Origin of the sequence: Enterobacter cloacae complex sp. 370H10, assembly GCF_050031535.1 — a bacterium.
In the GTDB taxonomy this organism is placed as follows: Bacteria; Pseudomonadota; Gammaproteobacteria; order Enterobacterales; family Enterobacteriaceae; genus Enterobacter; species Enterobacter intestinihominis.
On record NZ_JBLGWG010000001.1, the window covers coordinates 1,680,622 to 1,695,490 of the forward strand.

Below are 14,869 nucleotides of genomic sequence, written 5' to 3' on the forward strand. Positions count from 1 at the left end.
TAAGTGGATTTTTTATTTACTGCCTGAGACAACCATTAATGATGATCGCCGCCACGCAGGTAAATGACCCAGTATGTCAACCCAACTAACAGACCCCCACCGATAATGTTCCCGATAGTGACGGGGATCAGGTTATCAGTAATGAAATTCATAATAGTCAGGTGTGAAAAACTTTCCGGGGTTGAACCAACAGCAGTCCAGAACTCCGGGCTTGCAAAGTTGCGGATAACAATCCCCATCGGGATCATGAACATATTCGCAATACTGTGCTCAAAGCCGCTGGCAACAAACATCGCAACCGGCAGAACCATAATCATGGCTTTATCCATCAGGCTACGACCAGAGTAGCTCATCCAGACCGCCAGGCAGACCATCAGGTTTGCAAGGATGCCGAGAGCAACGGCTTCGATAAATGTATGGTGCATTTTGTGGTCGGCGGTTTGCAGGACGTTAAGCCCCCAGCCGCCGTTGGCGGTCATGTACGCGCCAGAAAGCCACATCAACAGAACAAAGAGCAGACAGCCAATCAGGTTGCCAACGTAGACGTTGAGCCAGTTGCGCCCCAGTTGACCCCAGGTAATTCTTCCGCTGGCTTTTGCCACAACAATCAGCACCGTTGAGGTGAAGAGGTCGGCGCCGCAGATGACGCAGAGGATCAGGCCCAGTGAGAAGCAAATACCACCAATCAGTTTCGCTATGCCGAAAGGCATCCCGGCAGTGCCGGTGGTGGCTGTGATATAGAAGACGAAAGCGATGGAGATGAACACCCCAGCCGTAATGGCCAGAAAGAACGTCGTCATCGGATGTTTCGTTGCTTTGTAGACACCCGCTTCTTCGGCAACTTTCGCCATCGCAGCGGGGAGTAATAGATCAAAAGGGTTGTCAGCTTTCACACTAACTCTCTCTTTATTAAGTCGGCGACGAGATACTAACAAAGCATTATAGAAGAGAAATTGATATAGATCATATCTCGCCTGGCTTATAGGCCCGCAGTGTGTATGGTTTTACAGCAAAAGCGGAGTAAGTATTTGATTATCCGTATAAAAATAAATTTTAAAAGTTATGAAAAGAGTTGAATTTTTTCCTTCAGCCTCCCGTGGAACAGTTAATTAAAATGGAGTATTTATTAGAATTAGTAACAGTAAAGCCCAGGTAAGCGTTTTTATATTTACCCGTGGTTAACTTAATTATTACAATTAAACGTCATTGCGGAAAAATAAAAAAAAGGGGCAATGAAATTGCCCCGTAATATAGCTCAGGCGATTGAATACGCCTACAGCCATTAATGTTATATGCGCTTATTTTGACCAGTAAGCGGCTTTAGCCTTCTGCAATTTTTCATACGCATTCAGCAGTGACTGATGCGCCGGGAAGGCTTTCAGATCGCTGTCAACCGCTTGCAGGCCATAGAACGGTTCTTCACCGCTCAGCGCCGCGCTGGCAGCTTCAACGGCATCTGCACCGTACATGCGGACGAAGGCGTTCAGATACTGCAATGGCTCGCGGTCGTCTTCCTGAGAAAGCAAGAGCAGCGTTTGCAGGCAACGGTAATAGTTAGTGCGCTCGGCGGAGAAGACGGACTGGTTAAACTCCATCGTCCACTCGGTCCAGGCCAAAGCCTGATCCAGATCGCCGCCCGCCAGCGCCAGCATCGCTTTTAGCTCGCCGATGCGCAGCGTGTACCAGCCGTTATCTTTTCCGGTTGCCAGACCCAGCAGTTCGCGTACGCGGGTGAAATCATCGTGTCCTTCTTCGTCCAGTTGGGCGATCAGGTTCAGATAATCTTCTTTATCCCACTCGCAGCCCGGCAGGGCCAGCAGGGTTTCACGCAGATGCGCGCCCATGCTGTTGTTCGCCAGCCACAGATCTTCTGCCGGATAGATGTCCGACATACCCGGCACAATAATACGGCACGCATAAACGCCGAGGTGTTCATAGTCGGCAATATAGACTTCCTGATCTTCCGCGTTGAAGATCGCCATCAGGGTGGCGAACTCTTCTTCCGTCGTACCGGCAAAGCTCCAGTCCACGAACGGATAGTCCGCGTCCTGTTTGAACATATCCCAGGAGATCAAACCGCTGGAGTCGATGAAGTGCGTTTCGAGGTTGGTGTGCTCGGCGACTTCTTCATCATCAAAGGTTGGCGGGGTGAATACGTCGAGATCTTTCAGGCTACGACCTTGCAGCAGTTCGGTCACGGTACGCTCCAGCGCCACGCCGAAGTCCGGGTGCGCGCCGAAAGAGGCGAAGCAGGTGCCATTTGCCGGGTTAAACAGTACCACGCAGATAACCGGATATTTGCCGCCCAGAGAGCCGTCATAAGCAAAGATTGGGAAACCTTCCGCTTCCAGTTTGGCGATGGATTCCACCACGCCCGGGTAGCGCGCCAGCACGTCAGCCGGGATCTCCGGCAGGCTGATGGATTCAGCAATAATACGGTTTTTGATGTGACGCTCGAAAACTTCAGACAACCCCTGTACACGCGCTTCGTTACGGGTGTTACCGGCAGACATACCGTTAGACACATACAGATTGCCAACGATGTTCATTGGAATGTAAACGGTCTGCTCGTCAGACTGACGGGTGAACGGCAGGGCGCAGATACCACGATCCTCATTGCCGGATTGCAGGTCGATCAGCATGCTGGCGGTCAGTTCGTTTTCCGGATCGTAGAACGCGCGCAGGCGGGCATCAAGAATGCCTTCCGGCAGTTCGTCGTCTTCGGGTAGCGGGAACCATTTTTCGTTCGGGTAGTGAACGAACGGGCCGTTGGCAATCGTTTCACCCAGCCAGAAGTCGGCGAAGAAATAGTTGGTGGACAGACGCTCAAAATACTCACCCAGCGCAGAGGCCAGTGCCGCTTTTTTGGTCGCGCCCTTGCCGTTGGTGAAGCACAGCGCACAGTCTTTGTCGCGAATATGCACGGACCAGACGTGAGGCACCGGATTCAGCCAGGAGGCTTCTTCGATATTAAAGCCCAGGTCGGTCAGTTTCTGCTGGAAGCGAGCGATGGAATCTTCCAGAGCGGCGTCTTTGCCGGGGATAAACGTTTGAGTCATGGCGTTCACTTTTATCGTACGTAAAGCGCGCAATGATACGGGTTTTGCGTGACGGGTGCTATCTCCGGCGAAAATAAATGGCTGGGCTATGCTTATAAGCAGTAACCTACTGTTAAGGCATAAAAAAATGAAAGCATTTGATCTCCAGCGGATGGCGTTTGATAAAGTCCCACCTGAGTTTTTAGGCGAAGTGGCGTTGCGTAGCCTGTACACCTTTGTACTCGTCTTCCTGTTTCTGAAAATCACCGGACGTCGCGGCGTGCGGCAGATGTCACTGTTTGAAGTGCTGATTATCCTGACGCTGGGTTCGGCGGCAGGGGACGTTGCCTTTTATGACGATGTGCCGATGGTGCCGGTTTTTATCGTCTTCGTGACGCTTGCGCTGCTGTACCGGCTGGTCATGTGGCTGATGTCGAAAAGTGAAAAACTGGAAGATCTGTTCGAAGGAAAACCGGTGGTGATTGTCGAAGATGGTCAACTTGCCTGGGAGAATGTGCAAAGCGCCAATATGACGGAGTTTGAGTTCTTTATGGAGCTACGTATAAGCAGCGTTGAACAGCTGGGGCAGGTGCGTCTGGCGATTATGGAAACGAACGGTCAAATCAGCGTTTATTACTATCCTGACGATGAGGTCAAGCCCGGCCTATGCATACTGCCGGATATGCTTATCGAGCGATACAAAACCGTCCCTGATGCGGGCCAGTATGCCTGCATAAAATGCAGCCATGTGGTGGTCATGCAGGCGGGCGATCATCAATTATGCCCTCGCTGTACAAATCCAGAATGGACGAAGGTTAGCCGGGCTAAACGCATTACCTGACAGCGATATTGTCGGTTTTGCGACAACGGTACGGCAGATTGTTTTGTGTGACGAGGGGCACATTTCTTCGGCCATAAGTTTTAGACATTGCGGCGCGTGTCACTGAATGATAAAACCGATATCCACAGTTATAACTTATGGCTTTTAGCGTGGTGAGGGGAAATGGCTCAAGTCTTTAATTTCAGTTCAGGTCCGGCAATGTTACCGGCAGACGTGCTCAAACAGGCTCAACAGGAGCTGTGTGACTGGAACGGTCTGGGTACGTCGGTGATGGAAGTCAGCCACCGGGGTAAAGCGTTTATTCAGGTGGCGGAAGAGGCAGAAAAGGATTTTCGCGATCTGCTGAACATTCCCTCGAACTACAAAGTATTGTTCTGTCACGGCGGTGGACGCGGTCAGTTTGCGGGTATTCCGCTCAATCTGCTGGGCGACAAATCCACCGCTGATTACGTTGATGCCGGCTACTGGGCGGCCAGTGCGGTAAAAGAAGCGCACAAATATTGCACGCCGAACGTTATCGATGCCAAAGTGACCGTTGACGGTATGCGCGCCGTGAAGCCGATGAGTGAGTGGCAGCTTTCTGACAACGCCGCGTATCTTCATTACTGCCCGAACGAAACCATCGACGGTATCGCTATTCACGAAGAGCCAGACTTTGGCGAAAATGTCATTGTGACGGCGGACTTCTCCTCCACCATTCTGTCCACGCCGCTGGACGTCAGCCGCTACGGCGTCATCTACGCGGGTGCCCAGAAAAACATCGGTCCTGCGGGTCTGACTATCGTTATCGTGCGTGAAGACCTGCTGGGGAAAGCCCATAAGTCTTGCCCGTCAATTCTGGATTACACCGTCCTGAACGACAACGATTCCATGTTCAACACTCCACCAACGTTCGCCTGGTATCTCTCCGGCCTGGTCTTCAAATGGCTGAAGCAAAAAGGCGGCGTGGCGCAGATGGACAAGATCAATCAGCAAAAAGCTGAACTGCTGTACGGCGTGATCGACAAGAGCGATTTCTACCGTAACGATGTCGCCAAAACTAACCGTTCGCGCATGAACGTGCCGTTCCAGCTGGCGGACAACAACCTGGATAACGTGTTCCTGGAAGAGTCCTTCGCGGCGGGTCTGCATGCGCTGAAAGGTCACCGTGTGGTAGGCGGTATGCGTGCCTCTATCTATAACGCGATGCCGCTGGAAGGCGTTAAAGCCCTGACTGATTTCATGATCGACTTCGAACGTCGTCACGGTTAATTGGCTGTTTTTCACCCCCGCAGCGTTCCTGCGGGGTTTTTATTATGTTGAGTTGAGAGTTAAGTTTCATGGAATCCCTGACGTTACAACCTATCGCGCGGGTAGATGGCACCATTAATCTGCCTGGTTCAAAAAGTGTCTCGAACCGCGCTCTGCTGCTGGCAGCTCTGGCAAACGGCACCACCGTCCTTTCCAACCTGCTGGACAGCGATGACGTGCGCCATATGCTCAATGCACTGAAAGCGTTGGGCGTTCAGTACGCGCTGTCAGACGATCGTACCCGTTGTGAAGTCACCGGTAACGGCGGCGCATTACATTCCGCTGAAGCGCTGGAGCTTTTCCTGGGTAACGCCGGTACGGCGATGCGTCCTCTGGCCGCTGCGCTGTGTCTTGGGAGCAACGATATTGTGCTGACCGGCGAGCCGCGCATGAAAGAGCGTCCGATCGGCCACCTGGTCGATGCCCTGCGTCAGGGCGGCGCGCAGATTGATTATCTTGAGCAAGAAAATTACCCGCCACTGCGTCTGCGCGGTGGTTTCACTGGCGGTAATGTTGAGGTTGACGGTAGCGTCTCCAGCCAGTTCCTGACGGCACTGCTGATGACCGCACCGCTGGCTCCAAATGATACCGTGATTAGCATTAAAGGCGATCTGGTCTCTAAGCCGTACATTGATATCACGCTGCACCTGATGAAAACCTTTGGTGTTGAGGTGGAAAACCAGTCATACCAACGCTTCGTGGTTCGCGGAGGCCAACAGTATCAGTCTCCGGGTCACTACCTGGTTGAAGGGGATGCGTCATCCGCGTCCTACTTCCTGGCCGCGGGTGCGATTAAAGGCGGTACGGTAAAAGTGACGGGTATTGGTCGCAACAGCGTGCAGGGCGATATTCGTTTTGCCGACGTGCTGGAAAAAATGGGCGCGGTTGTGACCTGGGGCGATGACTTCATCTCCTGTACGCACGGTGAGCTGAACGCCATCGACATGGACATGAACCATATTCCTGACGCGGCAATGACCATCGCCACCGCTGCGCTGTTTGCGAAAGGCACCACCACGCTGCGTAACATCTATAACTGGCGCGTAAAAGAGACTGACCGCCTGTTCGCAATGGCAACCGAGCTGCGTAAAGTGGGGGCGGTGGTAGAAGAGGGCGAAGACTACATTCGCGTCACGCCGCCGGCAAAACTGCAATTTGCAGAAATTGGCACCTACAACGATCACCGCATGGCGATGTGTTTCTCGCTGGTGGCGCTGTCAGATACGCCAGTCACCATCCTTGACCCGAAGTGCACGGCGAAAACCTTCCCGGACTACTTCGAACAGCTGGCGCGCATTAGCACCCTGGCCTGACGATCGTATGCCGCATCTCCTGATGCGGCATTTCCTTACGCTTTCTGACAGTCATCCTCTTTCATTTCTTCTACACTCTGCTTCAATCATTCCGTAATTTGCACGCAAAGGTAACAGTTGCGCACGTTGGCGCGTATAATGCGCGGCGTTCATGTAAACGGTATGCCTTAATTAAGGAGAAAAAGATGACGGCAATTGCCCCGGTAATCACCATTGATGGGCCAAGTGGCGCAGGGAAAGGTACTCTGTGCAAAGCGATGGCGGAAGCATTGCAATGGCATCTTTTAGATTCGGGAGCAATCTATCGCGTGCTGGCGCTGGCTGCGCTGCATCATCATGTAGATGTTGCGTCTGAAGAAGCGCTGGTACCGCTGGCTGCACATCTGGATGTGCGCTTTGTCTCTACTGATGGCAACCTTGAAGTGATCCTGGAAGGGGAAGATGTCAGCGGTGAAATCCGTACGCAGGAAGTGGCCAATGCGGCCTCTCAGGTGGCGGCTTTCCCACGCGTTCGTGAAGCGCTGTTACGTCGCCAGCGCGGTTTCCGCGAAGCGCCGGGGCTGATCGCCGACGGCCGCGACATGGGAACCGTGGTATTCCCTGATGCGCCAGTGAAAATTTTCCTTGACGCCTCTTCGGAAGAACGTGCTCAACGCCGCATGCTTCAGTTGCAGGAAAAGGGGTTTAGTGTTAACTTTGATCGCCTTTTATCCGAGATAAAAGAGCGCGATGACCGCGATCGTAACCGCGCCGTCGCACCACTTGTTCCCGCGCAAGACGCATTAGTGCTGGATTCAACCAGTTTAACTATTGAGCAAGTGATTGAAAAAGCGCTACAATATGCGCGCCAAAAACTGGCACTCGCGTAATCGCGACCGATTTAGCAGTACCCCCGCTGCAATGGATTGACGGCGGGTATGTGAAACAACCCCATCCGGCACGGAGCCAGGTGGACGTTAATATTAACCTGAAGATTAAACATGACTGAATCTTTTGCTCAACTGTTTGAAGAATCCTTAAAAGAAATCGAAACCCGTCCGGGTTCCATCGTTCGCGGTGTTGTTGTTGCTATCGACAAAGACGTAGTACTGGTTGACGCCGGTCTGAAATCTGAGTCCGCCATCCCGGCTGAGCAGTTCAAAAACGCCCAGGGCGAGCTGGAAATCCAGGTAGGTGACGAAGTTGACGTTGCTCTGGACGCAGTAGAAGACGGCTTCGGCGAAACCCTGCTGTCTCGTGAGAAAGCTAAACGTCACGAAGCATGGATCACGCTGGAAAAAGCTTACGAAGAAGCTGAAACTGTGGTCGGTGTTATCAACGGCAAAGTTAAAGGTGGCTTCACTGTTGAGCTGAATGGTATTCGTGCGTTCCTGCCAGGTTCTCTGGTAGACGTTCGTCCAGTCCGTGACACCCTGCACCTCGAAGGCAAAGAGCTTGAGTTCAAAGTAATCAAGCTGGACCAGAAGCGTAACAACGTTGTTGTTTCCCGTCGTGCCGTTATCGAATCCGAAAACAGCGCAGAACGCGATCAGCTGCTGGAAAACCTGCAGGAAGGCATGGAAGTCAAAGGTATCGTTAAGAACCTCACTGACTACGGCGCATTCGTTGACCTGGGCGGCGTTGATGGCCTGCTGCACATCACCGACATGGCGTGGAAACGCGTTAAGCACCCAAGCGAAATCGTGAACGTGGGCGACGAAATCACTGTTAAAGTGCTGAAGTTCGACCGCGAGCGTACTCGTGTATCCCTCGGCCTGAAACAGCTGGGCGAAGATCCATGGGTAGCTATCGCTAAGCGTTACCCAGAAGGTACTAAACTGACTGGTCGCGTTACCAACCTGACCGACTACGGCTGCTTCGTTGAAATCGAAGAAGGCGTTGAAGGCCTGGTGCACGTTTCCGAAATGGACTGGACCAACAAAAACATCCACCCATCCAAAGTTGTTAACGTTGGTGATGTAGTGGAAGTGATGGTTCTGGATATCGACGAAGAACGTCGTCGTATCTCCCTGGGCCTGAAGCAGTGCAAAAACAACCCATGGCAGCAGTTCGCGGAAACCCACAACAAGGGCGACCGCGTTGAAGGTAAAATCAAGTCTATCACTGACTTCGGTATCTTCATCGGCCTGGACGGCGGCATCGATGGCCTGGTTCACCTGTCTGACATCTCCTGGAACGTTGCAGGCGAAGAAGCAGTTCGTGAATACAAAAAAGGCGACGAAATCGCAGCAGTTGTTCTGCAGGTTGACGCAGAGCGTGAACGTATCTCCCTGGGCGTTAAACAGCTCGCAGAAGATCCGTTCAACAACTGGGTTGCACTGAACAAGAAAGGCGCAATCGTAAACGGTAAAGTGACTGCTGTTGACGCTAAAGGCGCAACCGTAGAACTGGCTGACGGCGTTGAAGGTTACCTGCGCGCTTCCGAAGCTTCACGTGACCGCGTTGAAGATGCAACTCTGGTTCTGAGCGTTGGTGACGACGTTGAAGCTAAGTTCACCGGTGTTGACCGTAAGAACCGTGCAATCAGCCTGTCTGTTCGTGCTAAAGACGAAGCTGATGAGAAAGATGCAATCGCAACTGTGAACAAACAAGAAGATGCAAACTTCTCTAACAACGCAATGGCTGAAGCTTTCAAAGCAGCTAAAGGCGAGTAAGTTCAGGTTCGCACCATCATTTGAGCTGTAACGCATTTACAGCGCGAAGGATGGAGAGCAGACTTGACAGATTGCAGGATTCGTCCTGTAATCAATAACAAAGGGCGGCTACGGCCGCCCTTGTTTAATAAGCTGTTCAGCTAATGGGTTTGAAAGGAACCGGAGGAATCATGACCAAGTCAGAATTGATTGAAAGACTTGCCAGTCAGCAACCGCATATCCCTGCCAAGGCTGTGGAAGATGCCGTTAAAGAGATGCTGGAGCATATGGCTACCACTCTTGCCCAGGGCGAGCGCATTGAAATCCGCGGTTTCGGTAGTTTTTCCCTGCACTATCGTGCACCACGTACCGGGCGTAACCCGAAGACTGGCGATAAAGTGGAGCTGGAAGGAAAGTATGTTCCGCACTTTAAGCCGGGTAAAGAACTGCGCGATCGCGCCAATATTTACGGTAACTGAGTTTAATCATCAGGGTTAAACTGAGTTTAAAGAAAGCACCTTAGGGTGCTTTTTTTGTATCCCGCCCCTGCATTTCTGAATACGCGCCGCATTCTCATTTTCTCCTTGCTGTAAACGCTTAAAAACGTTGCAGCGCCCGCTGTAAATCACGCCTTTTCTGTCTGACGACGCATCACTCCCGCCGCATAATCGCCTGAAACATGGAGGTGAAGATGGGGATCCACGTTATCAGTATGTGCGCCATTCTGGCCATAATCCCGCTCTATTGGTTACCCGTTTTGCCAGATTTGCATATTGTCTGGTTGCTGATTGCCGCAGGAATTGCGTTATCCGTACAGCAGAGAAAATGGCTCAGGTTTTCAGGCCTCGCATTGCTTTTTATGTGCTGGGGGATCCTGGCCGCTCAGGAAAGCGTGTGGCCGATGAACCATTTAACGAAAGCACCGCAGCAGGCCGAGGTGGTCATTACCGCAACGGACGGCGCAACGATGCATCAGGGAAGGATTATCAGCCTCAATGGAGAACGTGTATGGGCTGCCATGGGCGTGTCACTCTACGGCAACTACCTGCCTCAAAATGTCTGCGTGGGTCAACGCTGGGCGATGACCCTGCGGCTCAGGGCGGTACACGGAGAACTCAACGATGGCGGCTATGATTCGCAGAAAAACGCCTTTGCCCGACACCAGACGCTGAGCGGACGGTTTACCCATGCGGAGATTGTCGACGCACGCTGTAGCCTGCGTTCGCAATACCTGACATCACTACAGAATACGCTTTCAGCATATCAGTGGGGGCCCGTGATCCTGGGGCTGGGGATGGGGGAGCGGTTGTCGGTCTCGCGGGAGATAAAAAACCTGATGCGTGAGACCGGAACGATGCATCTGATGGCAATCTCGGGATTGCATATTGCGCTGGCCGCTTCTGCTGTCTGGCTACTGGCTCGGGGCATCCAATTTTTCCTGCCGGGCCGCTGGATTATCTGGCAAGTGCCTTTACTGGCAGGTCTGCATTTTGCCGCGTTTTACGCATGGCTAACGGGCTTGCAGCCGCCCGCGCTGCGTACGGTTATGGCGCTTGTGGTACTGGCTGCATTAAAAATGAGTGGTCGCCAGTGGTCGCCCTGGCAGGTATGGCTTACCTGCGTGGCGGCGATCCTGTTTTTCGATCCGCTGGCGGTACTGTCACAAAGCCTGGCGTTATCCGCGTTTGCGGTCGCCGCGCTTATTTTTTGGTATCAGTGGTTGCCTCTCCCGCACTGGCAACGTGGCCGGTGCCTGCGGCCGCTGGTTACGCTGTTGTATTTGCAGGTTGGAATGCTGCTGCTTCTGTTGCCGCTTCAGGTACTGATTTTCCATGGTTTCAGTCTCTCCTCGCTGGTGGCGAATCTGTTTGCTGTTCCTCTGGTAACGTTTATCTCAGTTCCACTGATCCTGCTCGGCATGTTTCTGCATCTGTTTCCGGTGGCGACGCTGGAAAGTATCGTCTGGCTGGCTGCCGATAAGTCTCTGGCAGGAGTTTTCTGGCTATTGATGCGTTTACCGAATGGCTGGCAGGACGTGGATGAACGCTGGCAATACCTGACGTTACTGCCGTGGCTGCTGATCATTGGCTGGCGATTCAGGGCCTTCAGCGCAGTACCCGCATTCTGTCTGGCAGGCAGCGTGGTGATGGCATTTCCCCTCTGGCACAGGATTAAAACTGACAGCTGGTCCCTGCATATGCTGGATGTAGGGCAAGGGCTGGCGATGGTCATTGAGCGTCACGGGAAGGCCATTCTGTATGACACCGGGCTGGCATGGCCCGGTGGGGACAGCGCGCAGCAGCTGATTATCCCCTGGCTACGCTGGCATCATCTGAGGCCGGAAGGGGTGATCCTGAGCCATGAACATCTCGACCACGCGGGGGGACTGGCATCGCTAAAAGCTGCCTGGCCTGCAATGTGGATCAGAAGCCCCTTAGCCTGGGCCGGACATCTTCCATGCTTTCGTGGACAGCGATGGCAGTGGCATGGGTTAACGTTCTCCGTGCATTGGCCACCCGAAAACACCCCGGCGAAAGGTAACAACCGCTCCTGTGTGGTAAAAATCGATGACGGCGAACAGAGCGTTTTACTGACCGGAGATATTGAAGCGCAGGCAGAACTGGCAATGATGAGCCACCGCTGGCGTCAACTTGCGGCTACACTGATTCAGGTGCCGCATCATGGGAGTAACACGTCATCTTCAACACCGCTGCTACAGCGCGTGGAGGGGCAGGTTTCGCTGGCCTCGATGGCCCGCTATAACGCGTGGCGTTTCCCTTCCATCAAAGTAGTCAGGCGCTATCGAACTGAGGGATATCTCTGGCTTGATACCCCGCAGTCCGGACAGATAACTGTGACGTTTTCGCACCAAAGTCGGCAAATTCGCCGCTTACGTGAACACTATTTACCGCGTTGGTATCATCAGTGGTTTGGCGCGCCCGTAGATAACGGGTAGAATATGCGGCTATTTCAACAAATGCTGGTTTTTTGAATGCATAACGACAAAGATCTCTCCACGTGGCAAACGTTCCGCCGGCTCTGGCCGATGATTGCACCTTTCAAAGCAGGCTTGATCGTGGCGGGCGTAGCGTTAATCCTCAACGCAGCCAGCGATACGTTTATGTTATCGCTTCTCAAACCGTTACTGGATGATGGTTTTGGTAAAACGGATCGTTCAGTGCTGCTATGGATGCCGCTGGTGGTTATTGGGCTGATGATCTTACGCGGAATCTCCAGCTATGTATCCAGCTACTGCATCTCCTGGGTATCCGGTAAAGTGGTGATGACCATGCGCCGTCGGTTATTCAGCCATATGATGGGGATGCCAGTCTCATTCTTTGACAAACAGTCAACCGGTACCCTGCTGTCGCGTATTACCTACGATTCAGAGCAGGTGGCGTCGTCCTCTTCCAGCGCACTGATTACCGTTGTGCGTGAAGGCGCATCCATCATCGGTCTTTTTGCGATGATGTTCTATTACAGCTGGCAACTGTCGCTGATCCTTATTGTGCTGGCGCCGATTGTCTCCATCGCGATCCGCGTGGTATCAAAGCGTTTTCGCAACATCAGTAAAAATATGCAGAATACGATGGGGCAGGTGACTACCAGCGCCGAGCAGATGCTGAAAGGCCATAAGGAAGTGTTGATCTTCGGCGGTCAGGAAGTCGAAACCAAACGCTTTGACAAGGTCAGCAACAAAATGCGCCTGCAAGGGATGAAAATGGTATCGGCCTCGTCGATTTCCGATCCGATCATTCAGCTGATTGCCTCTTTGGCCCTGGCCTTCGTCCTGTATGCAGCAAGCTTCCCGAGCGTCATGGAAACCCTGACTGCGGGTACCATTACCGTGGTGTTCTCATCCATGATTGCGCTGATGCGTCCGCTGAAATCGCTGACTAACGTCAACGCCCAGTTCCAGCGCGGGATGGCAGCCTGTCAGACGCTGTTCAGCATCCTCGATTCCGAACAGGAAAAAGATGAAGGTACACGCGTGATCGAGCGCGCTAAAGGTGACCTGGAATTCCGCAACGTGACCTTTACCTATCCAGGCCGTGAAGTGCCGGCGCTGCGTGATATCAGCCTGTCCATCCCGGCGGGTAAAACCGTTGCACTGGTCGGTCGTTCCGGTTCGGGCAAGTCGACTATTGCCAGCCTGATTACCCGTTTCTACGATATCGACCAGGGCGAAATCCTGCTTGATGGTCACGACCTGCGGGAATATACCCTACAGTCGTTGCGTAACCAGGTCGCGCTGGTTTCGCAGAACGTGCATCTGTTCAACGATACGGTGGCGAACAACATTGCGTATGCCCGTACCGAAGAGTACAGCCGTGAAGAGATCGAGAATGCGGCGCGTATGGCCTATGCGATGGACTTCATTAACAAAATGGATAACGGTCTGGATACGATCATTGGCGAAAACGGGGTGCTGCTCTCCGGTGGTCAGCGTCAACGTATCGCGATTGCCCGAGCGCTGCTGCGCAACAGCCCGATTCTGATCCTCGATGAAGCAACGTCCGCACTGGATACGGAATCTGAACGCGCTATCCAGTCGGCTCTGGATGAATTACAGAAAAACCGTACCTCGCTGGTTATCGCGCACCGTCTGTCGACCATCGAACAGGCTGACGAAATCGTGGTGGTGGAAGACGGCGTTATCGTTGAACGCGGCAGCCATGCGGACCTGCTGGAACAACGTGGTGTATACGCGCAGCTTCATAAAATGCAGTTCGGTCAATGATTGCACGCATCTGGTCGGGTGAATCCCCTCTGTGGGTGCTGCTTCTCCCGCTCTCCTGGCTGTATGGCCTGGTGAGCGGTGCTATTCGTCTGCTTTATCGCCTCAGGATCAAGCGCGCCTGGCGCGCACCGGTACCGGTAGTGGTGGTCGGCAACCTGACGGCGGGTGGAAACGGCAAAACGCCGGTGGTGATCTGGCTGGTAGAACAGCTCCAGAAGCGCGGTATCCGCCCGGGAGTTGTCTCACGCGGTTACGGTGGTAAAGCGGCGCAGTATCCACTGGTGCTGAGCCCAGCTACGACAACCGCTGAAGCCGGTGATGAGCCGGTACTGATTTACCAACGTACTGGCGCGCCGGTTGCGGTATCGCCGGTGCGCAGTGATGCCGTAAAGGCACTGCTTGCAGAGCATGACGTACAAATCATAATTACCGATGATGGTTTGCAGCATTACGCGCTGGCGCGTGACAAAGAGATCGTGGTTATTGACGGCGTGCGGCGTTTTGGCAACGGCTGGTGGCTGCCAGCCGGTCCAATGCGTGAGCGTGCGTCTCGCCTGAAGAGCGTCGATGCCGTGATTGTAAACGGTGGTGAAGCCAGAGCGGGTGAGATCCCGATGCATCTTCGTCCCGGAAAGGCAGTGAATATGCTGACCGGCGAGCGTAAAGACGTCGCGTTACTGGATCATCTGATTGCGATGGCCGGGATTGGTCATCCGCCGCGTTTCTTCGCGACGCTGGAGCAGTGCGGCGCGCGGCTGGAGAAACGGGTACCGCTGGCCGATCACCAGGCGCTGGTTGCCGAAGAGATTGAGAGGCTGGCCGCACCGGGCCAGACGCTGATCATGACGGAAAAAGACGCGGTAAAATGCCGGGCCTTTGCGAAAGAAAACTGGTGGTATCTGCCGGTTGATGCTGAACTCAGCGGCGAACAGCCGGAACATTTGCTCAAGGAACTGCTCGCGTTAGTGCAGTAACTTCTACGCGGTTCCGGTGGCGCTTTGACTGACAGGAAA

Annotated in this window: 11 protein-coding genes; 9 read left to right on the top strand and 2 right to left on the bottom strand. The window is 53.4% G+C overall.

What is annotated here, in order from left to right:
- Window positions 1–35: 35 nt before the first annotated feature.
- Entirely contained in the window at window positions 36–893 is an 858-nt protein-coding gene (gene focA, locus ACQG2Q_RS08155) for a formate transporter FocA (RefSeq protein WP_426759099.1), read from the bottom strand.
- 405 nt (window positions 894–1,298) lie between these two features.
- The gene (gene ycaO, locus ACQG2Q_RS08160; protein WP_063849223.1) at window positions 1,299–3,059 is read right to left on the bottom strand and encodes a 30S ribosomal protein S12 methylthiotransferase accessory factor YcaO; all 1,761 of its coding nucleotides are present in this window, start codon (window positions 3,057–3,059) and stop codon (window positions 1,299–1,301) included.
- 127 nt (window positions 3,060–3,186) lie between these two features.
- On the opposite strand from ycaO, the gene ACQG2Q_RS08165 reads away from it, so the two are divergent.
- From ACQG2Q_RS08165 to lpxK, 9 genes are all read left to right on the top strand, one after another.
- Window positions 3,187–3,879: a DUF421 domain-containing protein gene (locus ACQG2Q_RS08165; RefSeq protein ID WP_023299721.1), complete on the top strand. Its 693-nt coding sequence runs from the start codon at window positions 3,187–3,189 to the stop codon at window positions 3,877–3,879.
- Between the two features lie 162 nt (window positions 3,880–4,041).
- Window positions 4,042–5,130, top strand: a complete 1,089-nt coding sequence (serC, locus tag ACQG2Q_RS08170; protein WP_022647627.1) for a 3-phosphoserine/phosphohydroxythreonine transaminase — start codon at window positions 4,042–4,044, stop codon at window positions 5,128–5,130.
- 68 nt (window positions 5,131–5,198) lie between these two features.
- Window positions 5,199–6,482, top strand: a complete 1,284-nt coding sequence (aroA, locus tag ACQG2Q_RS08175) for a 3-phosphoshikimate 1-carboxyvinyltransferase (protein ID WP_023305806.1) — start codon at window positions 5,199–5,201, stop codon at window positions 6,480–6,482.
- A gap of 185 nt (window positions 6,483–6,667) precedes the next feature.
- Window positions 6,668–7,351, top strand: coding sequence for a (d)CMP kinase (gene cmk, locus ACQG2Q_RS08180; RefSeq protein ID WP_015570968.1), 684 nt, complete (start codon window positions 6,668–6,670; stop codon window positions 7,349–7,351).
- 111 nt (window positions 7,352–7,462) lie between these two features.
- Entirely contained in the window at window positions 7,463–9,136 is a 1,674-nt protein-coding gene (gene rpsA, locus ACQG2Q_RS08185; RefSeq protein ID WP_003858235.1) for a 30S ribosomal protein S1, read from the top strand.
- A gap of 170 nt (window positions 9,137–9,306) precedes the next feature.
- Window positions 9,307–9,594 (top strand): integration host factor subunit beta, encoded by a 288-nt coding sequence (ihfB, locus tag ACQG2Q_RS08190; protein WP_003858233.1) that lies wholly within the window; start codon window positions 9,307–9,309, stop codon window positions 9,592–9,594.
- Between the two features lie 212 nt (window positions 9,595–9,806).
- A complete protein-coding gene (locus ACQG2Q_RS08195) occupies window positions 9,807–12,071 on the top strand; it encodes a ComEC family protein (RefSeq protein WP_063849198.1) in 2,265 nt (754 codons plus the stop codon).
- 36 nt (window positions 12,072–12,107) lie between these two features.
- Window positions 12,108–13,856, top strand: a complete 1,749-nt coding sequence (gene msbA / locus ACQG2Q_RS08200; protein ID WP_023299725.1) for a lipid A ABC transporter ATP-binding protein/permease MsbA — start codon at window positions 12,108–12,110, stop codon at window positions 13,854–13,856.
- A complete protein-coding gene (gene lpxK / locus ACQG2Q_RS08205; protein WP_063149038.1) occupies window positions 13,853–14,830 on the top strand; it encodes a tetraacyldisaccharide 4'-kinase in 978 nt (325 codons plus the stop codon). The genes msbA and lpxK overlap by 4 nt, the downstream gene beginning before the upstream one ends.
- Window positions 14,831–14,869: the final 39 nt, after the last annotated feature.